This is a genomic window from Amycolatopsis keratiniphila subsp. keratiniphila (assembly GCF_001620365.2).
In the GTDB taxonomy this organism is placed as follows: domain Bacteria; phylum Actinomycetota; class Actinomycetes; order Mycobacteriales; family Pseudonocardiaceae; genus Amycolatopsis; species Amycolatopsis keratiniphila.
Genome location: NZ_LQMT02000002.1, coordinates 42,209 through 63,015, shown reverse-complemented (window position 1 = coordinate 63,015; position 20,807 = coordinate 42,209). Strand labels below are relative to the sequence as shown.

At 63.2% G+C, this 20,807-nt stretch carries 15 protein-coding genes and 2 pseudogenes; 9 read left to right on the top strand and 8 right to left on the bottom strand.

The features are described 5' to 3' along the window. The 3 genes and pseudogenes from AVR91_RS00480 to AVR91_RS42585 form a co-directional block, all read right to left on the bottom strand. A partial coding sequence (locus AVR91_RS00480; RefSeq protein ID WP_267284086.1) for an NB-ARC domain-containing protein occupies positions 1 to 1,437 on the bottom strand: 1,437 nt, incomplete at its 3' end. Then, on the bottom strand, positions 1,397 to 2,332 hold the full coding sequence (locus AVR91_RS00475; protein WP_076857228.1) for an AfsR/SARP family transcriptional regulator: 936 nt from the start codon (positions 2,330 to 2,332) through the stop codon (positions 1,397 to 1,399). The genes AVR91_RS00480 and AVR91_RS00475, both read right to left, overlap by 41 nt. 285 nt (positions 2,333 to 2,617) lie before the next feature. Beyond that, a pseudogene (locus AVR91_RS42585) lies at positions 2,618 to 2,810 on the bottom strand (DDE-type integrase/transposase/recombinase); the annotation flags it as partial. Between AVR91_RS42585 and AVR91_RS43600 the strand changes: the two are divergent. Beyond that, positions 2,791 to 3,582 (top strand): annotated as a pseudogene (locus AVR91_RS43600) (IS256 family transposase); the annotation flags it as partial. The pseudogenes AVR91_RS42585 and AVR91_RS43600 overlap by 20 nt on opposite strands. A gap of 214 nt (positions 3,583 to 3,796) precedes the next feature. Here the strand turns inward: AVR91_RS43600 and AVR91_RS42580 are convergent. Then, complete coding sequence (locus AVR91_RS42580; protein WP_143253835.1) at positions 3,797 to 4,117, bottom strand: hypothetical protein; 321 nt, start codon at positions 4,115 to 4,117, stop codon at positions 3,797 to 3,799. Positions 4,118 to 4,396: 279 nt separating this feature from the next. On the opposite strand from AVR91_RS42580, the gene AVR91_RS00450 reads away from it, so the two are divergent. Continuing rightward, the gene (locus AVR91_RS00450; protein WP_076857226.1) at positions 4,397 to 5,305 is read left to right on the top strand and encodes a pyridoxal-phosphate dependent enzyme; all 909 of its coding nucleotides are present in this window, start codon (positions 4,397 to 4,399) and stop codon (positions 5,303 to 5,305) included. Between the two features lie 466 nt (positions 5,306 to 5,771). On the opposite strand, the gene AVR91_RS00445 is transcribed toward AVR91_RS00450, so the two are convergent. Both AVR91_RS00445 and AVR91_RS00440 read right to left on the bottom strand, forming a co-directional pair. Continuing rightward, positions 5,772 to 6,755 carry a hypothetical protein gene (locus AVR91_RS00445; protein ID WP_143253834.1) on the bottom strand — a complete coding sequence of 328 codons (984 nt, stop codon included), beginning with the start codon at positions 6,753 to 6,755 and terminating at the stop codon, positions 5,772 to 5,774. 205 nt (positions 6,756 to 6,960) lie between these two features. Further along, the gene (locus AVR91_RS00440; protein ID WP_143253833.1) at positions 6,961 to 7,869 is read right to left on the bottom strand and encodes a hypothetical protein; all 909 of its coding nucleotides are present in this window, start codon (positions 7,867 to 7,869) and stop codon (positions 6,961 to 6,963) included. Between the two features lie 995 nt (positions 7,870 to 8,864). Between AVR91_RS00440 and AVR91_RS00430 the strand changes: the two genes are divergently transcribed. The 4 genes from AVR91_RS00430 to AVR91_RS43080 all read left to right on the top strand — a co-directional run bounded on the left by AVR91_RS00430 (position 8,865) and on the right by AVR91_RS43080 (position 14,361). Continuing rightward, positions 8,865 to 10,787: an ATP-dependent nuclease gene (locus tag AVR91_RS00430; RefSeq protein ID WP_063271694.1), complete on the top strand. Its 1,923-nt coding sequence runs from the start codon at positions 8,865 to 8,867 to the stop codon at positions 10,785 to 10,787. Further along, a complete protein-coding gene (locus AVR91_RS00425) occupies positions 10,784 to 12,610 on the top strand; it encodes a UvrD-helicase domain-containing protein (protein WP_063271695.1) in 1,827 nt (608 codons plus the stop codon). The genes AVR91_RS00430 and AVR91_RS00425 overlap by 4 nt, the downstream gene beginning before the upstream one ends. A gap of 495 nt (positions 12,611 to 13,105) precedes the next feature. Beyond that, a complete protein-coding gene (locus AVR91_RS43085) occupies positions 13,106 to 13,594 on the top strand; it encodes a hypothetical protein (protein ID WP_158077377.1) in 489 nt (162 codons plus the stop codon). After that, complete coding sequence (locus tag AVR91_RS43080; protein WP_211282599.1) at positions 13,585 to 14,361, top strand: site-specific integrase; 777 nt, start codon at positions 13,585 to 13,587, stop codon at positions 14,359 to 14,361. The genes AVR91_RS43085 and AVR91_RS43080 overlap by 10 nt, the downstream gene beginning before the upstream one ends. Positions 14,362 to 14,484: 123 nt before the next feature. On the opposite strand, the gene AVR91_RS00415 is transcribed toward AVR91_RS43080, so the two are convergent. Further along, positions 14,485 to 15,750 (bottom strand): erythromycin esterase family protein, encoded by a 1,266-nt coding sequence (locus tag AVR91_RS00415; RefSeq protein ID WP_063271697.1) that lies wholly within the window; start codon positions 15,748 to 15,750, stop codon positions 14,485 to 14,487. 86 nt (positions 15,751 to 15,836) lie between these two features. Here AVR91_RS00415 and AVR91_RS00410 point away from each other — a divergent pair, with 86 nt between their 5' ends. Both AVR91_RS00410 and ligD read left to right on the top strand, forming a co-directional pair. Continuing rightward, positions 15,837 to 16,448: a TetR/AcrR family transcriptional regulator gene (locus tag AVR91_RS00410; RefSeq protein WP_063271698.1), complete on the top strand. Its 612-nt coding sequence runs from the start codon at positions 15,837 to 15,839 to the stop codon at positions 16,446 to 16,448. A gap of 260 nt (positions 16,449 to 16,708) precedes the next feature. Further along, positions 16,709 to 17,647, top strand: coding sequence for a non-homologous end-joining DNA ligase (ligD, locus tag AVR91_RS00405; RefSeq protein WP_228709093.1), 939 nt, complete (start codon positions 16,709 to 16,711; stop codon positions 17,645 to 17,647). A gap of 360 nt (positions 17,648 to 18,007) precedes the next feature. On the opposite strand, the gene AVR91_RS00400 is transcribed toward ligD, so the two are convergent. Continuing rightward, on the bottom strand, positions 18,008 to 18,244 hold the full coding sequence (locus AVR91_RS00400) for a hypothetical protein (protein WP_063271699.1): 237 nt from the start codon (positions 18,242 to 18,244) through the stop codon (positions 18,008 to 18,010). 1,322 nt (positions 18,245 to 19,566) lie between these two features. Between AVR91_RS00400 and AVR91_RS00395 the strand changes: the two genes are divergently transcribed. Further along, positions 19,567 to 20,784 carry a hypothetical protein gene (locus AVR91_RS00395; protein WP_228709092.1) on the top strand — a complete coding sequence of 406 codons (1,218 nt, stop codon included), beginning with the start codon at positions 19,567 to 19,569 and terminating at the stop codon, positions 20,782 to 20,784. Positions 20,785 to 20,807 lie beyond the last annotated feature (23 nt).

Below are 20,807 nucleotides of genomic sequence, written 5' to 3'. Positions count from 1 at the left end.
TTTGGCCGCGTCGAACGCGCCCTCCAAGCGCAACACACGACCGAGGTCGTTTAGGGCATAGCCCTGTCCCAACCGATCGCCAGCCTGTTCGAAGAGCTCCAGAGCGTGCTGGTGGTTGTGTTTGGCCGCGTCCAACTCACCCCACAAGCGCTGCACGACGCCGAGGTAGTTGAGGGCGTAGCCTTGCCCTAACCGATCGTGGATTCGGGTGGCGGCGTCCAGCGCGGTGTTGTGGAGCCGCACTCCTTGCTCAGTAAGGCTCATGACGCGGAGGTAAGCTGAGAGTACAGCGCTGAGATGCACGGTGCGGTGCGGCTGGCCGGCCGCAGCGGCGCGTGTGGCGCAGGTTGTCAGGGTAGACAGTTCGATGGCAAACCACTGGCAGGCCTGCGCCGCGCTTCGGATATATGGGGTGTCCACGGGCGTGGTGCTTATAGTCATGGTTAAGGCCTGATATCTAGGAAGATAACTATTGGCATCAAGCGCCGCATGCAGGTAGTAGTTGAGCACTCGGTCTAGTGCTTGGCGGCGATCAGCGTCGGTCAGGCCTTCGGCCAGGGTGATGGCGTAGTCGCGTAGGAGGTCGTGCAGTTGGTAGCGACCGGGTGTGGTCTCCATGATCAGGTTGTCGGTGTATAAGTCGTCCAGACCGCGACTGGCGGCGGCCCGATCACTGCCGAGGAGCGCAGCTACCGCGTAGGCGTCGAACTCCGGCCCCGGGTGCACGCCGAGCAGTTGAAACAGGCGGCGCCGGTCGGCTGGCATCGCGCGGAAGGACATCGCGAATGCTCCGGGCACCGACAGGTCCCCTGCCTGCAGGCCGTTCAGTCGCTCGTGGTCGTCGGCGAGTTGGTCTGCGATATGACGAGCATTCCATCGAGGGTGGTCTCGCAGGCGAGCACCGACGATGGAGATCGCCATCGGAAGGTGACCGCAGAAGCGGCCGACGATCTCGGCTACGGCCTCGTCGTCGGAGAGTTGGCTGGGCCGGTCGGCTGAGCGCAGGAGAAGTTGCCGAGCGTCTTCAGTTGGCATCGGGTGCAGGGCCATCGGTGCTACACCGTCTAGGCCAGCGAGGCGGTGTCGACTGGTGATCAGCACCAGGCAAGTGGGCGTTCCCGGCATCAGAGGCCGCACCTGGTCGTGGTCTGCGGCGTCGTCGAAGATCAGCAGCGCGTGTGTGCCGTTGATGCGCTGTCGCCAAATTCGTGCTCGGTCGTCGAGTTTAGGTGGCAAAGTGGACAGATCCACACCAGCTGCCAGCAGCAGTGAGTCCAGCGCGTCACCCGGTGACACCGGTTTGCGTCCTGGGGTGTGGCCGTGTAGTTCGAGGAAGAGGTTGCCACCGGGGAAATAGTTCTCCAGCAGGTGCGCGGCCCGAATGCATAGCGTGGTCTTACCAACGCCGGCCATGCCGGATACCGCATGCAGGTTCACTGCCCGTGGTTGGCCATCGATCACAGTCCGGGCATGTTTCGCTAGAGTTTCCAGCTCGGATTGACGTCCGGTGAAGTGGGGTAGTCCATTCCGCATGCTGAACATTGCTGATGGCGCTGCGTCCGACAATTGTGCGGTGAACGGGGGGGGTGAGTGCCCGCTCGCCCGGATCGGAGGTTAGGCGCTTGGCCAACGCGACCGAAGCTGGCGCCGGTGCGACACTGAAGATCTCGTCCATCAGCCTGGTCAGCCGCGTGGTCCATTCTGGAATATCGACGTGGCGCCCGGCGGCGGCCAATGCCCGCAAGCCATCGACCATGAACTCATCTGTCGGGCTCTCTTCCACCACGTAGGCCAATTCCTGGATGACTTGCTCGGGCTTCCCGGTAGCCAGCAATGCCTCGAACAGATGGTGCCGAACGGTGCGGAGGACGGCTTTCATGTCGGTTCTGCGGCGGTCCGCCCAAAGACTCTTGACGTTGGCTAAAGGTTCGCCCTTTCCTCGCCACAGCGCCAAAGCTCGGTCAAACATCTCTACATCCGCTTTAACGCGTGCGGTGTCCGCGAGGCGGGTAAACCGGTGGTAGTCCACTAGTGATGCGTCGATGTCCAGACAGTAGGTGCGGGCGCCGCTGGAGTAACGCAGCCAGGCACGGTCACCACCCGCCTTCTCGATCGCCCCACGGATCTCGGTGACAAATCTGGTGAGACTACCAGCTGATTTGTCGGTCTGCTGACTCGGTAGCCACAGCCAGTCAAGGAGGGTAGTCGCCGGAATCGGCGTCGTGGGCTGGAGAGCCAGTGCGGCAAGTACACAGTAGCCGCTGGAGGTTGACAACCGGTGTATACGGCCGTGGCCACGGATCTCCACATTTCCCAACAAATTGATCTCCACAGCACCCTCCCCGGCTGCGACATTCCCTGTCCGCGAGTGTCCCAGCCCCACAGTCAACGGACCACAGATTCACCCATTTGCACAGTCGTTGTCCGTGTTGTATGCGGTGGACTGTCCGTGCTTCGGCGCATCGTCTTCCTGTCAGCACGAGCCGACAGATAGCCAGACGGGGAGGAATACAGGGAGCCAGCATTCAGTACACACACCGCCCGATGAGGGACTGCCCAGCGTTTGGTTGTGACAGAGGTTAGGGGGTTTCAGGCCGCCGACGCGGTGGTGTAGATGGTACTTCTTCGACCGGAACTGGCTGCCGCGGTCCGAGTGCACGATGACCCCGGCCGGGTCGCGCAGTGTGATTGCGTTGCACAGAGCGGCGATGGCGAGTGAGGAACTTCATGCGGGAGTCGATCGAGTATCCGACGATCTTGTTGGAGTAGCAGTCCTTGATCGCACAGATACAGCTTGCGCCGCTGGACGAGATCTACCCGATCATCTACCTCGACGCCCTGGTCGTGAAGGTCCGTGACGGCCACGTCGTGCGCAACAAGGCTGCTCACGTCGCCGTCGGTGTCGATCTGGACGGCGTGAAACCGTGCTGGGATCTGGGGTCAGGCCGCGGAAAGCGCGAAGTTCTGGGGGAGGGTCTGCGCCGAGCTGCGCGACCGCGGAATCCGGGCCGTGCTGATCGTGTGCTGTGACGGGCTCACCGGGTTTCCCGAGGCCATCGAGGAGACCTACACGGTCCACCTGATCCGTGCGGCGATGTGGTTCGTGTCCTGCACCGACCGCAGGAAGATCGCCGCCGCACTGAAACCGATCTACACCGCGCCCACCGCCGAGGCCGCCCGCCTCGAGCTCGACGCGTTCGCCTCCTCTGACCTCGGGAACCGCTAACCCGTGGCGGTCATGACCTGGGAAAACGCGTGGAAACGGTCATTTCATTCCTCAAGTTCACCCTGGATGTCCGCAAAAATCATCTACACCACCAATGCGATCGAGTCCCTGAACTACCAACTCTGCAAGATCATTAAAACCGGGGGCGCTTCCGCAACGACGCCATCATCAAACTGCTCTGGCTCGGGATCCGGAGCATCAAGGACAAACGAGCGCGTCAACGAGCCAAAGAGAAAGGCCTGCCACCAGCCGAACGCCGCGCCCCCGTCAAACTCGTCGAAGATGCCACCCATCCAAGGCTGGAAGAGGCCCTCGGCTCCCTCGTAATCGCCTTCCCCGAACGCATCACCCACTAAATCAAATAGAACCTTATTTTTCGATCACTTACACAGAAAACTTGACAAGCCCTGCCCAGGAACGACTCGGAAGTCCCAAAATCCTTGGTGACTTGCCGCAACGGGTCCTGCCCTGACGGGTGAGCACGACGTCGTCGTCACGAAACCCATGAAGATAAGGCTTAGACACGATGACATCCTTCCAGAGCGAAGCCGAAGCTTCGCAGGTCGGGTGTCAACCAAACCCTGGGCAACCCCAATACTCCTGCACCTGGCGCGCCCGCCACGCCGCCAGAGTGGTCTTGCTGACGCCCGTGGTGCCATCCAACGTCGGGATCATCACCGTCCCGACGCTGGCAGTCGTTCGCGCTTCGCGCAGCACAATGTCGAGAACTGCGAGTTGCTCGACACGACCGACAAAGTCGTTTGTCGCCGAAGGCGGTTGCCAAGGAACCGGCGTCGTTCCCTTCGTAAAGCGCATCCAGAACCACTTGGCGGATAGAGCTTGCCTGAACCACTGATCCGGCAACCGCGCCACTGACCAGGGCTCGCGCATCCATCGCATCAACCATGGGACGGCATACTCTTCGGTGCCTGCAGAGCACAGGCTCCGACGCGCGGCTTACGCTACCCGGTCGGAGCAACTGAACCACCCGGTTCGGCAGAGACGCCTTACCCTCAAAATAATTGCCTGCGAGGATGATCTAACCAAGGAGCCTAAACCCGTTAATAGTGAAAGGATCAAGTCAACCAGTATTATGTGGATGCAGGTTCTGACACCCAGAACTGCAAGGCCTTTAAAGTATATCCACCATCGTTTGACGGGAGCAGCGTTATGAACACCCAGCCGTGGAGCCTGAAGGAAATGAATCAGGCAGTTTGTGCAATTGAAGGAAAGGTTGTTCATACCCCGCTGACATGGCATCGAGGCGTGGCGCTCAAGCGGGAAGACCGGCAGGCTGGCGGCACTTCTAAATGGCGTGGCGTGCAAGCCGAAATTAGCATGTCTCGCATCAGTCCGCCTGGCATAGTTTGCGTCTCGTCGGGCAATACCGGAAAAGCTGTAGCCTTGGCTGCGCGAATCAGGGGTATCGAAGCTCACATGTTCTGTACGGAAGATTCTATGCTACAAAAGCGCGAATACGTTGAAAGTCTGGGTGCAAGAATCCATGTCAGCAAGAGTTCTTTTTCTGAAGCTTCGAGCAAAGCTAGCGAGTTCGCGGCGGATCGCGGTTTTCTATTCATTTCGCCAGGCGCAAGCTGGCCATTTGCCTACGGCGCGGCAAGTATTGTTCCTGAAATAATCAGAAATGCTCCGAGTGTGTCTCTTATTGTGGCGCCCATTGGCGGCGGAGGGTTGATATCGGGCATCGGCCTAGCCTTAAGCGCATGCCGACCTCGAGCACCAAGGCTCGTCGGAGTACAAGCAGCAAACTCGCCGTATTACTATAATGAATTTCATGGAATTTCAGGACCAGTTAGGGCTGTCTCAACCGTAGCTGATTGTATATCTGGCGATTTAGAGCGCCGTGCAATTATCCGCAGCATTGCACGAAATTTCATTGACGATATCCTGCTGGTTGAGGAATTGGAAATTATTGGTGCCACAAAAGAACTTGAGGCCATGGGAATCATGGTCGAGCCAGGAGCGGCGGTCGGATATGCCGCGATTCAAACTGCTCGATTCAGAAGATCCTGGGACGGCCACCGAGTTTGCGTCATAGTCTCAGGAGGACGGGCCTAGTCAGCCGTGGATTTGCTGGCCGGTCGGAGATCAAGTTGCGAGCTGCCCGCGAAGCGGGCAAGGTGGGTGACCTTGCCGCTATGCCATACCGGCCGCATCTGCCTTTCGTAAGGCAGGCGCGATTTACGCGGCAGCGGTGGAACAACTTGATCTATGCGTGGTGGCTACCGCGTTGTGCTGGCATATCCGACCGTAGGGCACCGAACCGTACGCGGTGGCCACCCACAGTGGCGTTGCGCTGGCGCCGCTCGTCAATTGGGTGGAAGCTGTTGGCGCGTTCGGCGGTGTGCCAAGGCGCAGGTTGCTATCGAGGCGATGCCGGCCAGTGGCCAGCCTGCGATGGCCACGAGTGTGATCGTGAAGGCTGCGAGGACGAGGAGCAGGACGAGTACGCGGCGGAACCGCCGGTGATCGCGGAGGCAACTGTCTACTATGTGTTTCCACGAAGTCGGCTCTTGAGTCCGGCTCATCGCTTCGCCTCGCCCGGCTCAGCGTGATTCGCTCTGGCGAAGTACTCGGACCTGGGGACATGGTGTACCTCTAGCGTCAGGCAAGCTTTTCGTAGGTGGACTTCGGCGCGCGTTTCGCCTGATCTCGTGGCGCGGGCGCCGAGGATTCCGACGACTGGGTGGGTGAGTGCTCGGGCTACGTCACTCGCCGGTACTGAGCCGTAGCCGCCCCACTGGAGTGTCCAGTGATCTTGGCCTCCCCACAGCTGAATGAAGTCGAATCCGCTCTGCTGGTGATAGGGGCGTGGTATGGGATCGCTAATCAGCCAGCCGACTGCCCATTGTTCCTCCTCGTGCCGACAGGTAAGCCTGGCGACTAAGCCGGCGAGCAAGTCCATGGCGTCCTCGCCCATCGGGGGGATCGTGTCGTGGGCGTTGCGTTCTTGTGGGCCCAGGACGAGGTCACGTCGTAGGCGTCGCCAGTTGGTGGGGAAGAACCATGGTGGCGTTCGCAGCTTAGGCGTGTAATGGCTGTGGTAGCGCATCCGCAACCACGCTGCGGTGGGAAGGTGCTTCATCAGCAGGGCGTCGCCACGTCCCTCCACCCCCACGGGGCGTAATCCGGGGATGCCGTAGATCGAGTCGCCGGTGGTGTCGGCGAGGCACTGCACCAGGTGATCGGGATCCTCAGCGAGGATGCTCAGGTCGTTGTATTGGGGGGAGACGACGACGTTGCTCCACCCGATCCGGGAGGCTCCCGAGCTGCTGGCGAGCTGGGCGTGCGCGTTCCGAAGTCGGATCGGCGCAGTTCCAGCGTTGAGCAAGAACGGTGCGGCGAACGCGCGGAACCGCTTCTGGGCAGGGTTGCAGGTGTCCAAACCCAATGCTGGCGGTGTAGTGCCGGGAGTGATCCGCGGGATAGCGCGTGCAGCGAGTGAGCGAGGTTCGCCAGTGAACTGGCCACGGAGGTCGGCGAAGTGCTTACGGGAAGTTTCAGGCATGGCGCGTCTCCTGCCGCCCAGACTCGACTATAGACACGTGCCAGACATGCTGACGAACCAACACTGATGAATTGCAAGGTGGGTGCCCCACACCCTCTTGCCGCCAGCGGGACCGTCTGGGTAGATCCGCCGCAGCCCCGGCTCCTTGCGCTCCGAGTACTCGGCAAGAGTATACGATCCCGCAATCGGCGAATGCGCGTCGTGCTCATGGGCGTTCGTACGGTGCGTACCTCAACGTCAGGTGGCACCCGTCGAGTGTTATAACCCATTCGGATGACGAGCGCTGTGCGGCAGTGAGATGCGGAACGCCGATAACAGGGGCCGTCAAACACGCGATGAGGTCTTCTGGCGACGGCCAGCCATTCCATCGAAGGTCCCAGGTCGAGCCTTGACCCCACAGCGCGATCTTGCGGCCGCGGCGATACTCCGCGGGACGAGGGCGTAGGAGCGGGTCGTACCACCACATCCCCATTGCCCACTTGCCGGAGGGGTCGCGGGTGTCGAGCCGGGATACAAGCGCCGCGAGAATCCGCTCGATTCCAGAAGACATCGAGGGAATGCGGGACAGGGCCTCGCGTTCAACTTCGGTGAGCGGGTTCTCGGCGCCAACGTAGTGCTCCGCGCTCCAGGTTTCGCGGTATGGGCCGACGCGCTGGATTTCGCTCACGGGCGGAAAGTCCGCCCGGGAGGCGATCACCATCTTCGCGCCGGTGGGCAGGTGGACGAGGTGGTACGTCCTGAAGTCGACGGCAGCGGTTACGCGTAGCCCTGGTACCCCGTACTGAAGGTCACGATCCGTGGGCGAGGCCAAAAGCCGGCCGACGACGTTCTCGACGGCACGAGGCACGACACAGACGAAGGCGTCGAACCACGGCGACACGGCCATGCTGTAGGACAGGAAGGCGTACGCGCTGTGCTGAGCATCGAAAGGCGTGTTGGCCATGTTGGCGTTGAATAGATAGATCGCCAGGAGTGCGCGGAATCGTCGCTGTGGAGGTGAGCAGCGATCGAGCCCGAGGTCGCCCCTGCCTACGCCAGCCTTCGCGCTTGCCTTGTCTTCGCCGGTGTACGAGCGCCGGATGTCTTTGAGCTTGCGACGGGGTGATGAGGGCATGCGTGATCCATTCCGCGTTCCGGCCCGCACATGGTCACGTTCCTGCGATCAGTTTCATCACTGCGCGCAAAGCGGGTGCCCCACACCCTTCGGCATCGCAAGCGGGGGTGCCGGAACCCTGCCGCTCATGCCATCGCAGCCCTTTACGCACGGCCGCGACCTCGCCAGGAGGATGGTATGAGCGTAGCAGAGGTTAGAAGTCACCACGGCCTCTGAGCCCAGACCCGACGTCGTGTCATGTGCTCGGCAGCTTGGGTCTAAGCAGGCCGACGCCGCCGTTCTCGCCAGGCTAGCCGGAGCGAGCTAACCGGGACCACAGGCTGCCGCAAGGCTGCAACTGGACTGACAATTCGAGTGCTCAGCTTCACGGCCTGACAGCCGGCGCAAACTGCGGCGAGCGCGTCAACTCGCCGCAGTTCGGATCCAGACGCTGATTGAGGGCTATCTGGGGCACGTAGCTGGGTGCCCAGTTCGGCATCAATCGGCGAACGGTCAGCAAGATTCTCCATCGCAACGGTGTGCAGATGCGCCGACGGGAGCTGTCGCCTGAGCAAGTCGATGAAACGATCCGTCTTTACTATCTCGGCTGGACCTGGCACGAGTTGGCGAACACTTCGACGTCAACCCGCCACCGTCTTGACCAGGTTGTGGGAGTGCGGTGTCCTGACCCGGGACATCCGTGGGTGGTGGCCACGGTCCTGAGCGGCGAGGTTCGCCTGCTTTCATGGCACCCGCGACCTCCAGTGACGGCCGCTCTGTCGCTCGGCGCCAACTGGACCGTCCTGGCCTATCTAAACGTGGTGCGCCGGATCGGTCTGCGGCGGGTGTCACCATCGAACACTCCCCCTCAGAGCGGCCCATGTGGCGTGTGTGCCGTCCGGCAAGCGGTCGGTACTGGCTCGGTGTAACACCTCGGCCTAAAGGTACGACTCTGTGTAACACCGATCATGGTGATCACACGTTCGGGCTGCGGCTCGGTGCAAGGAGTCGCACAGGTGAAGCTCGTTTCGGTCGAGGCTCGGAACTTCCGCTCGCTGAGGAAGGTGTGCGTGCCGGTCCGTGAGTTCCTGACCGTCGTCATCGGGGAGAACAACGGCGGCAAATCAAACCTCCTCGATGTGATCAGGCTGGTCACAGATCCGCTCGATGGTAGGCGAGACCGCTACTGGGATGCCGACGATGTCGCACGGATGCCGGGTGTCGACGAGGTCTCCTTGACAGCCACTTACGAGGTGACCGCATTCGAGCAGCGGGGCACGTACAGCCAAGGCCTGCTCGAGGACATGAAGTCTGTCCGATACAAGGTCTCGTACAGTCCACCGGTTGGTACAGAGATTCGAGGCAAGGTCCATTGGGTCGCGGGTCATGGCCGCTCGACCGACCGCGATCCGGAACCGGAGGCCCGCGGACGCCTGAGGCACGTATACCTTCCGCCGCTACGGGACGCGCAACGAGAGCTGAACTCCGGTTCGGGAAGCCGGCTGCGGGTGATCCTGAACTACCTCCTGGCGGAACTCAAGGTGGAGGAGCCCGAGTTCGTCGGCGAGATGCGGGAGACACTGGAGGCGATAAGAACCAGTTCTCGGGCCGGTAGCGTTCTCAAGGGAGTGGAGACCGCTGTGCGGACGCCGCTCGCGGACGTTTCGGCCGGTGCCAGTCCGCAAGACGCGGATGTGTCCTTCGCGGACCCGACGCTGCTCTCGATTGCCCGTTCGCTCCGGATTCGGATGGCCGACCAAGGTTTGGCACCGCGCGATATCGTGGGTTCGGGTTTGGGGTACGCGAACCTGCTGTATATCGCGACTGTCGTCGCGGAGTTGCGTGCCGCTCGGGATCATGATCTGACGGTGTTCTTGGTCGAAGAGCCGGAAGCTCACTTGCATCCACAGCTGCAGACGCTCTTGGTCGAATACCTGCGCGACGCTGCGGAAGCCTCGGCCAATGACCCCGTGTCGCCGGACCATGCCGGGCGGATCCAGGTCATCGTCACCACGCATTCGCCGCTCATTACCTCGTCTGTCGCCGTCGAGGACCTCGTTGTAGTCAAACGTAAGCGCCTCGATGCAAGCGCTGAACAGGAATGCCTGGACACTACATCGGCGCTAACGTCTGAGACCGGCCCGTCGCTGGGAGAACTCCTGAGCCTGTTCGAAACCAAGACGATCCCGTTGGCGAAACTGGACCTGGCCGGTGGACACGCGAAGTTGAAGCGTTACCTCGATGCCACGCGCAGCGCGATGCTGTTCGGCCCACGCGTCGTACTCGTCGAAGGCATCGCCGAGTCGCTTCTCCTCCCCGTGTTCGGTAGGCAAGTATTACGACGCCCGCCGGCGACGCCGCTCTTCCCGACCGGCCGCAACGCCAAGACAGTTGGCGACGAGCAGATGGCTCAAGACCGCGCAAGCTGGGCGCGCTTCGTCGGGACCACGGTCGTCGCGATCGATGGTGTCGACTTCGGACCGTACGTGCGAGTGCTGCTGACGGAGTTCGACGAGGGGCGTATCGCCGAGCGGGTCGCGGTGATCACCGACGAGGATCCGGCCGTTCTCGCAGATCGCCGGACACTCCTCGGTGACCTGGCTTCCGAACTCGGCGCCTCCGAGAGACTGAAGGTCTTTATGGCAAAACCGACGCTCGAACCGGAGTTGCTCGCCGCTTCTACGAGCAACAGGGACGTGATCGAAAAAGCATTCAACCGTCAGCGTCCTAAGGTCGGACCCGAAGTCTGGGAAGAGATTAAGAAACTTACGGACGGAGATCAAATCCTTGCGGCCTTCCTCGATGAGTTTCAGAAGAAGAACCTCCGCAAAGGCGACTTCGCCCAGGACATCGCCGAGCTGAGTGCACAGCAGGAAGGGTTCACCGTGCCCTCCTACCTGAAGGAGGCGATCATCTGGATCTCCGAGGCACAGCAGTGACGTCTCTGGAACAGCGACGTGCCGCGGCGCAGGAACAGCAGCGGCGGGCAACCACCCTCCCCGCGCCCCTGTTCGTACAAGCTTGTCCGGGGGCAGGCAAAACCCGGGTGATCGTGGACAGGCACCTCGCAGCGGCCGGTGGCCGCCGCGGCCGGGCCGTGGTGTCCTTCACCAATGTCGCGTGTGACGAAGTCACCAGGCGGTGCCGGGATGCAGGACGACCTCATCTCGCCGACTTCCCGAATTTCGTCGGCACCATCGACTCGTTCCTGTGGCGCTACCTCGTCCGGCCCTTCCTCAGCTCGGACCGGACCTGGAACCGCATCGACTCGTGGGAGCGCATCGGCGCGACGGTCGACGTATGGGACGGACGAAGGAAGCACATTCTGCGGTTGAGCGATTTCCAGTGGACTCGCGCCCCGGGGGCGGAGCATTGTCGGGCGCAACTCCAGTTCAGGACGAAGAACGCGGCGGCGTACAAGATCCTGGAGAGTCTGAGGATGCTCGACGCCGCGGCGGAACGAGCTGTTCGGCGACGTAACGCGCTGGCCAAGCAGGGGCACATTACCGGGCACGAGGCACGTATCCTTGCCCTCCGTGGATTGAGCCAACATCGACGCGACGTGACCTCCATCTTGACGGGACGCTTCGCCGAGGTCGTCATCGACGAGGCCCAAGACTGTTCAGCCCTGGATCTGGCCATCCTGGCCGAGTTGAGGGACGCCGGTATCCCACTGGTCTTCGTCTGCGACCCAGACCAGGCCATCTACGAATTCCGTGGTGCACTGCCCGACCGTGTCCGCTCGTTCGGCCTCACGCTCGGCGTTCGCGTGGACTTGGTGGGTAACTGGCGCAGCAGTCCCGCGATATGCGCGCTGGCCGCGACTCTTCGTCCGGCTCCTTCGAGGACAGCCGATGACCCGGTTGGCCCGAGTCACGACGAACGAGGGGGCGTTGTCCTCATCCGTGGTTCCGAAGCCCTAGGGGAGGAGATCCTCAACGTGTTTAACGAGTACGCCCAAGCCCGGGGCATCGCGCTGGAGCAGCGGCTCGTGCTCGCGCATGCTGCGGCCAAGCTGCCTGGCGGGGTGCGTAACACGGCGGTCATGCCTCCGGACAACCACTCGGCCCGAGCGGAATGGGCCGCACGCGTCCTGGTGTCGGACACCGTCACTCCCGCACAGCGCGAGACCGCCTGCGAGATCCTCGAACGCACGATTCTCCGCTACTGGTTCACCGACGCCGAGGTCGAAAACCGCACCGTGACCACGGCCTGCGAGCAGCTCGGCGTCGACCGTTCAAGGCTTCGACGCCAGGCCGGAAGGATGGCAGACGCATTATCCACCCCGGGCGAGACTCCGTCCGCTGACTGGTGCAAGGCCGCCAACACCTACTTGAAGACCACACCGCCCATTCCTGGAATGTCCCGACGCAGCCACACTGGCAGCCTCCAGGCACGTACCTCGACCACCAGAACTGCGAAGGGGACAAGTAGCGCCGGATCTCCGGCCAGCCCGCGTCCTCGTGCCAGCGTCGTACACCAAGTCAAGGGCGAGGAAGCGGACGCGGTGCTCGTCATCGTGCCCAGCGACAACCGCGCCGACGACCTCATCCGCGCATGGCAGTCTGGGGTGCACCCCGCTGAGACAGCCGAAAGTCTCCGAGTTCTCTATGTCGCGGCCACCAGAGCGCGGCGACTCTTGGCGATCGCGCTCCCCAACGCCCATTGCGACGACATCGCCGCTCATCTCGAAGCCGCGAACGTGTCCTGCGAGATCATCAATGTGGAGACTTATGTCCCAGTCACCGTTGGCAACCCCTAATGCCCTCGCCGTGTGCTGGTCGCCGCGCCGACCGTGACCGTGCACCTGACTCGATCCCATCAAGTCGTCATGACGGGCTCCTCTGGATATTTGAGGTCGCAGTACCAGTCAACCGCCGGGCCACGAGTGGGATCTCGTGAAGCTGTCCTGGCCTGGCCATTTATTCAACGTCTGATGTCGCGTTCCGCGTCGGTGAGGCGTGCGGGCCGGTCGGCGAGCGGACCTCGCGCGTGCAGCAGGGGAGCTCCAGTTTCAAGCGGTTCCGGTGCGACGGTGTACCAGGCGTACTAGTCGGCCGTGGGTTTGCTGGCCGGTCAGAGATCAAGTTGCGAACTGTCAATCGGTGGCGCATACCGGGTCTGTCCATTTTCGACGCTGGCGCCCGGGAGGTCAGTATGCGCTTGGACAGAGAAGATCGGCTCGCGCTCGTGGCGTGTCCGCTATCCCACGGCTTACGGCAGGATCGGGTCGCGTTCTGGCTTCGGTACTAAGAAGTTGGCCGATGACTATGCCAATCAGATTGAGGCCGATCAACGGCGTGGTATCTGGTTGGACCCGCAGGCGGCGAAGACCAGTGTGTCCGCCTGGGTTGCCTTGTGGACCGAGACTCTCGACGTGGAGGTCCGCGCCGAGGAGAACTATCGCAGCCGGGTCCGTACCCAGATCGAGCCGCGGTGGGGGAGTACCGCGGTCGGCGATATCACCGCCTTGGCGGTGACGTTGTGGGTCAAGGAGTTGCGGCGCCGTTACGCCCGGTCGACGGTGGCCGGCATTGTCACGGTGTTCTCGATGATGCTTGACGACGCTGTCGACGAGCGCCTCATCGCCGTCAATCCCGTGCGCAGGAGGGCGCGGCGTGGTCGGCGCCGCGAGCGGTCACCCGTCCCCGCGGAGAACGGGTCTGGGCCACGCCCGAGCAAGTCGTCCGGATCTCCGACAACGCGGAGCTGCTCGGCGGCCGCTGTTATGGGCTGTTGGTGGTGACCGCGGGCTGGACCGGGGCACGCTGGGGCGAACTGGCCGGTCTGCGCCGCGTCAACACGCACCTCGACGACGGCTGCATCGTCATCGATCCGGACACCGGCTGCTTGCATGAGGGCAACCATCGGCTCTGGCTCGGGCCGCCCAAGACGCCCGCATCGGCACGCACCATCACGCTGCCACCGTTCCTGATCGATCAGTTGCGGGATCACATGGACGGTCACGATGGTGACTTCGTGTTCGCCAGTCCGCGTCGCTGCTGGTTGCGCCGCAGTGACTTCGATCGGCGGGTCTTCCGCCCCGCGGTGGACGGAAACCTTCGACACCAGAGCTGCCCGCCAGCGCAGGAAATGCAGATCATCGACGTTCAACAGCCTGACCTGGCAGGCGAGCATGCAGTCCAGGGCGCGATGCGCGAACTGGGCCGTGGTGCCGCGCTGGTGGCCGGGATGACCGAAGCACTCCAGCATCGCCCGATTGAAATCCTTCATGCCGGTGTTGCCGGTCAGCCCGACCCGGCAGACCGGCCAGCGTTCGTGCCCGTCCTCGGTGAACTCGCCGTTCTCGGCGATCTCGCGGAGGTGGAACTGTTTGGCGAAGGCCAGCACCGAGGTCAGCTCGGCAACGTTCCAGCAGGTAGCCACACAGTCCCACTGGCAGCACCGGTTCAACCGGCACGCGGAATCGGCATGTCGCCGACACCACACGAACGGCCCAACATCAACTTGTTTGTCCGTTCGTATCCGACATGTCAGGCTGCCTATGGCTGACCTGCGGCGACCTCATCAACGACCTCCAAGCCGTCCTCGCTCAGCGTGGTCTGGATTGCGAGGGCCTCCTTGGGCGCGAGAGGGGCGTGTGCACCTGCGTTCAGAGCTTCATGCGCCGGGCTGTCAGGTCGGGCGGGTGTATGCCGTTCCGTTGGTCTCGGTGACGCAGACAACGGCGTCGAAACAGTCGAACGCGGGCTGGTCGCAGAAATAGTCCGCCATCCGCATCCGGGTGTACCTCTCAGCGTCGGAGACTGTACTCGCCGCGCGTAGGTCGGCGAGCGTCCATGGCGCGGAGTCCGGGAAAGCCGACTCGATGGCCGCGTCCTCCAGCGGGGGAAGGGACGCTTCCTGGAAAGGGAAGCCAGTGGATCCGGTGAGGTCGCCGCTCGCGACCGCGGTGCGACCGCCACGGGAGGTCACTCCGATGGCCCGGTAGTCCGCGCCGAGTTCGGCGGCGAGGTGGTATCCGGCGGGGAACAGCTCGCCGGTGCCGAATGGTTCCGGAGCCTTCTTCAGGTGCCAGTTGTGCGCGGCTAGGACGATCCGGGCGCTGGAGTCCTGTTCCAACTGGTGCAGCATCGACTCGGCCAGGTAGACGTCGCGGAAGGTCGAAGCGATCTCGATTCCCTCTGCGGACATGGCGCGGTGCACCTGGTCGAGCAGCCACGCCCCACGCAGGTGGTGTGCCGCCACGGCGTGTTCGGCCGCTCGGCCACGGGCACGTTGCCGATGCGCCAGCCGCTGCATCCGCGCGACCAGTTCGGCCAACACCGCGGTCAACGTGTCCCGCTCCGCCTGGTCTGCTGAGGGGTATCCGAACAGGACCTTCATCGGCGCTGGATCGTGGAAGCGTCCGACGAGTTCGCGGGCCCGCGTCAGCGTAGGCAGGGCGTCCGGGTCATAGGCCTCGATGTACGCCGCGATCGCCTCGATCCCCGGCAACGGTGACCCCAGAGAGCCGGGGAGGTCGGCACCGGCGTACCGCACCGGCGCACCGTCGGTCCGCTGGTTGTACGCCCGCAGCCAGCGCAGGACATCGTGCAGTTCCGGCACGTCGCCGAGACTGAGGGCGATCGCGGCGGCCGCGACATCCTCGACCGCACCGGAACCACCACCGAGCCAATCGTCCAGCAACCCGCCCTCGGTGAATGGCGCCTCCACGGCGAAGACGGTGAACCCGCATCGTTCGACGAGGAACCGCAGCATCCGATGACGAACCTGATAGAACTCCCGAACGTGGTGGGAGCTCTCGCCCAGACCGACCACTCGCGCCGAACCGATGATCTCCGCCAACGGGGCGAGGTCGTCCAGGGGCGCCTCCAGGTCGAGTGCCGCGACCGAATGCCCATGAGCACGAATCCAGCCGGCCAGACCACCGTCCGTCATGTCGTCACCACTCCATCACTTCGGCCGCTCCAATGAGCGTACGCCGTACACCTACGCCTGTTAGCGTACACGATATACTTACGGGGATGCCTCGACCACGCTCCCTGACCACCGACACCATCGCGGCAGCCGCGATAGCCGTCGTGGACCGCGACGGCTACGCTGCGTTGTCGATGCGCACGGTCGCCCGTGAGCTGGGTGTGAGCACGATGGCGCTCTACCGCTATCTCGACGACCGCGACGAGCTGGAGCGCCTCATCCTGGACCACATGTGGGCACCGGTCTCCGTGGACGTACCCGCGGACGGCCCATGGAACGAGCAGATCATGGTCCTCACCGGACGCGTGCGGGATGCGGCCAAGGCGCATCCCGAGGCGGTCCCACTCCTACTGCGGCAACGACACAGCTCCCGCCGCTCACTGGAGTGGATCGAGGCCATGCTCGGCGTCCTCACCGGTGCCGGTTTCACCGGCAGCGCACGCGTCGTCGCCCAGCGCACCATCGTGAACTACCTCGTCGGGGCCATCCAAGCCGAACACCTCGCCGCGCTCGACGGCGCTGGGACCACGGCCATGGCGGCCTTGCCCCACACCGAGTTCCCGCACCTGCACGACACCGCGCGCACCGCCGGCGGACTCACGCCCGACACGGAATTCCGACGCGGTCTCGCGATCATCCTGAAAGGTCTGCGCACCTGAGCCGAGCTACCATCCGAAACCTCGCCGGTCGGCGCGGAAAGGACCGCGCGAGCAAAGAATCTCACCGCGATGTCGTATACGACATCGGTACGACATCGTTCGTGAGGTTACGACATCGGCCTGAGAACCTACATGCCAACCGCGGGGCCGCCGACCCGGCCTATCAGCTTCGTCCTCCGCTATCCGCCTAAGTCGGACCCCACGTGTCGGCCGTTCTCGCAGGTCACGCCCCCTGAAGGGGGTAGGCACAAGGTGAACCGGTGGCCGAGGATCAGCCCCTGGCCTCACCGGTGGCGGGGGCGAAGATCACCGTCCAGGCCGGTGCCAGGAGACTCGTTCTGTCCAATTTGGACAAGTCCTTATATTCGGACGGGTTCACGAAGGGGGAGGTGATCAACTACTACTCGCGTATCGCGCCGGTGTTGCTGCCGCATCTGGCCGGGCGTCCGGTGACGTTCATCCGCTTCCCGGACGGTGTGGGCGGTGAGCAGTTCTTCGAGAAGAACGCCCCGCACGGCGCGCCGGCGTGGCTGCCGACCGTCCGGATCGCTCGCAGCGGCAGCCGTGGTTCGGGTGAGCCGATCACGTACGCGTTGCTGGACGAGCTCGCCGCGGTGGTGTGGGCGGCGAACATGGCCGCACTCGAACTCCGCGTTCCACAGTGGACAGTCGACGGCAGCGGTAAGCGCCGTCCGCCGGACCGGCTGGTGTTCGACCTCGATCCCGGGCCGGGAACCTCGATCGTGCACTGCTGCCGTGTCGCCGAACGGCTGCACGACGCCCTGACCGACGACGGGTTGGCGCCGTGGGCGAAGACGTCCGGCTCGAAGGGCATGCAGCTCTACTGCGCCATCACCACCGACGATCCCGCTGCACCGTCGGCGTATGCCAAGAAACTCGCCCAACGCCTGGCCCGGGAGACACCGGACCGGGTGACCGCGGTGATGGCCAAAGCCCAGCGGACCGGGCGGGCATTCATCGACTGGTCCCAGAACAACCCCGCCAAGACCACCGTCGCCCCGTACTCGTTGCGCGGCCGCGACCACCCGACGGTGTCTACCCCGGTCACCTGGGAAGAAGTCCGTGCCTGCCGCCGTCCAGCACAGCTGGTGTTCACCGCCGACGGCGTCCTCGACCGCGTCGACGACCTCGGCGACCTCCTCGCCGATCTCGGCACCACCCGGGCGGCATTGCCGTAACGCGCGGCCGCGGCCCCGTCTCGACGAGCGGGGCGCGAGCCGAGCCGCCCAGGACGAACACCTCAAATGGCTCTCCCAAGCGGGAAAACTGCACCTCGCGCCCGAAAGCAACCGAAAAGCCCTGCGCGATCCCGACCACGACGCTGCCATCCACATCAGCGGCGAGGCCAACCACCTCGTCATGTGGAACGGCGAGTGACGCTACGCCCCGCCGAGCCCCTTGGATCAGGAAACGACCGTCAGCGGCTCGCCGCCGTGATCACCGAACTGGAAAGCCGCGAATACAAGATCGACAACTAACCGAAAGCCCCGGCCGAGTTCGGCCAGGGCTTTCGTGCGTTCAGGGGCGGTTGAGCCGGGTCAGCGGCCGTGGTTGACGAAGCGATGCCACCACGGGCTGGGCTGTTCCTCCTCGTCCGTGACGACGCGCAGTGCCGGGCGGGGCGTGACGTCATCCTCTTCCTCGTCTTCGGGGTGGTCGAGGTCATGCAGTGTGGAGCGGATCGCCAGCAGGGCGGCGGTGACCCAGCCGTCGCCGATTTCCGGGCGCTGGTCGCGGTCGACGTCGATGATGCGCTGCAGGAGCGGGCGCGGCAAGTCCAGTCGTTCGGCCAGACTGAGCAGCGCACCCGGCGAGGGTTAATTGCAGACTCTGCGAGCTTTCTGCAAGCTTTCTGCGAGTAGCTGTGAATACTGTCGCTAGCGCAAGTTCACGACTCTCTTGAGTGAAGGATTCCAAATGCACTTTGGAGTGCGAGTCATATGAGGAAACGTGCAATTCTGACAGGAGCGGCTTCGGCATTTGCCCTAACTGTGGCCATTGCTGGCCCCGCTGGGGCTTCGGCTGGAACCGAGAAATCCGAGGAAGCTTATCGAAATCTTGAATCGCAAGGTGCCACAATAATGGGGTGGCCGACCAACTGTCAGGCAAAGGTTCAACCGAGAGACTACACGGAAGCTTGGTGCTTTGAGCACAACGGCGGGTCGTGGCAGGCAATCGCTGTCTGCAGGAATGATGAAGGGAAGCTAATCCACCGGCATGGCCCGTGGCGGCAAATCGGGTCGTCGTTGGCATATTGCCGAGGAACCGAGAAAGCCGTATATGCAACCTGGAACGAATCCGCAAATAACGAAACTCGTTAAAATGAGCCAGGAATGGGGATATTTGCAATGACGAGAACTTGGGTAAATGTATTATTTTCTGGCTTGGCCGTGGCGTCTGTTGGCCTGCTCTCCCCAGCGGTCTCCGTAGCATCTACGGCAGAACCGCAGGCTCGGCCAGCAGTGTCGCCCCGGCCGTGGCCGGAGGATTGCGTCGATCATCGCGCCAGGCTCTGGGAGGGCTGGGAGGGCGTCTGTCATTCAGGCACAGGTCACTACAAGGCAACAGTGGTTTGTAGGGCTCTGGTCGGCGGCGAACTAATTGACCGGGAGCCACCGAACTGGACGTCGATCGGCAACCGATCCTATATTCGTTGTCCTCCGATGACCGTGGCTGAGTACGGCACACTCCTCATGAAGAACAACTAGCAAACCGTCGTTCGGTGTCGAGGTGCGAACCGTGCTAGCAACGCTGCCGGTTCGCGCCCCGATGTTCGCGAGCAGAGAACAATGATCCCATCAGGCTCGCATCGAACTTTGCGCAAATGGCGACGTCAGGCTCGAATCACTGAACGCCGCGACAGCGACCAAGCTCGAGACACCGCCGCTCAAAGCGGATGCGGTGAGGTCTGGCAGGCGACCAGGGACGCCTATTTCCGCGAACATCGACTCCGGGCGCAATGCCGGTAACCGGCCGCAGTGGCCGACCGCCACCCCGAAACGCTCCCTCGTCGCCCCGGTGGGCGCGATACGCCCGGTGTCCGGCGATCGCTGGGTTCCTTCCGTCCTTCAGTCTGAGTGATGGTTCGGCGGTGTGGATGAAGAGCGCAGCCGCGGCGATGGGCGACTACGATCGCGGAGTGGTGGACTCGACCTACGACTGGCTTCCTGAGCGTCATCTCGGCGTCGCGGCGACGCTGGCGCACGCGGACGAGTTGATCGAGCAGATCAGCGATCTACTCTTCGAGTACCACACGCAGTCCGACGGCGTGTTCTGCCTGCGCGAGGTGCCGGCTGGGCCAGTCAGTCGGACTGTGGTGGATCGCGTGGCCCCTATCCCCCGCAAGGTGCCGCTGCTGGTGGCTGACGCGCTGGTTGCGTTGCGTGCCGCGCTCGAGCACGCGCTGTTCGCCGAGGTCGAGTTCGCAGACGGTGCGCCACTCGACGAGAAGGCGGCTCAGCTCGTGGAGATGCCCGCGTCGCACGCGTACGAGAAGTTCGAGAAATGGAAGAAGAATCGGGTGAGGCACGGACCTTTGTCACTGAGAGCGGGAAGCGAACTTCTTCGGCGCGTAGCTGGCCTGCAGCCCTTCCAACGCCCGGCGGAACCGCAGATGCACCCGCTGGCTCGTCTGGTTCTCCATACGAACCACGCGAAACACAGGACCCCGGTGGTAACGACCGTTCGCTTGGCCGCCATGTACCGCGACGATCAGGTGCTCCGCTCGATCGAGGACCTACCGAAACAACCCGAGAAACCACTATGTGTGGGCGATGTCATCGCGGAGACCCCGATCGGAACCAAGGTCCCCGTCACCCTGTTTCCGACAATCGGGATCAACAGACCACGCACGGATCGGTGGCCCGTACTCATGCAGGAGCTCGACGAGATCTCCCAGTGGGTCCGCTGCCAGGCGCTACCACGCCTGATCACAGGGTCGGAACCGCCCCAGCCGCCACTTCCCGCGCGCTACGAAATCAGTGTCGGACACGAGGATGAACGCCGTGCGGTAGTTGCGGGATCGTTGACGTCAGCTGCGAGCCGCTACAAGCGACGTCTTAGTGCCGCATCGGCGCGGATCAACCTAGTCGAACACCTCGGCCAGATCTACGACTTCCCTAACGGCCAACAGGTGTCGGCATGGCTGGCGCACCTGACCGACGAGGAAGTCCTCGGCAAAATCTCGGCCTTGAAGCAGAACCACAACTACGACCCGCGTGTGATGCGGCACAACGCTGAAGTCCTGGCCCGGCTGCGCGACGAGATCCTGAACTCCCCTCATGAAAACAAGCCTGCCGACGAGCAGTGGACGTGACAGGCGCTAGCTGGCATCTTCCA

Coding starts and splice junctions, on each gene's coding strand:
- AVR91_RS00410 (WP_063271698.1), top strand. CDS start 15,837: ATGCCTCGACCACGCTCCCTGACCACCGACACCATCGCGGCAGCCGCG.
- AVR91_RS00440 (WP_143253833.1), bottom strand. CDS start 7,869: ATGCCCTCATCACCCCGTCGCAAGCTCAAAGACATCCGGCGCTCGTAC.
- AVR91_RS42580 (WP_143253835.1), bottom strand. CDS start 4,117: ATGCGCGAGCCCTGGTCAGTGGCGCGGTTGCCGGATCAGTGGTTCAGG.
- AVR91_RS00395 (WP_228709092.1), top strand. CDS start 19,567: ATGAAGAGCGCAGCCGCGGCGATGGGCGACTACGATCGCGGAGTGGTG.
- AVR91_RS00450 (WP_076857226.1), top strand. CDS start 4,397: ATGAACACCCAGCCGTGGAGCCTGAAGGAAATGAATCAGGCAGTTTGT.
- AVR91_RS00445 (WP_143253834.1), bottom strand. CDS start 6,755: ATGCCTGAAACTTCCCGTAAGCACTTCGCCGACCTCCGTGGCCAGTTC.
- AVR91_RS00415 (WP_063271697.1), bottom strand. CDS start 15,750: ATGACGGACGGTGGTCTGGCCGGCTGGATTCGTGCTCATGGGCATTCG.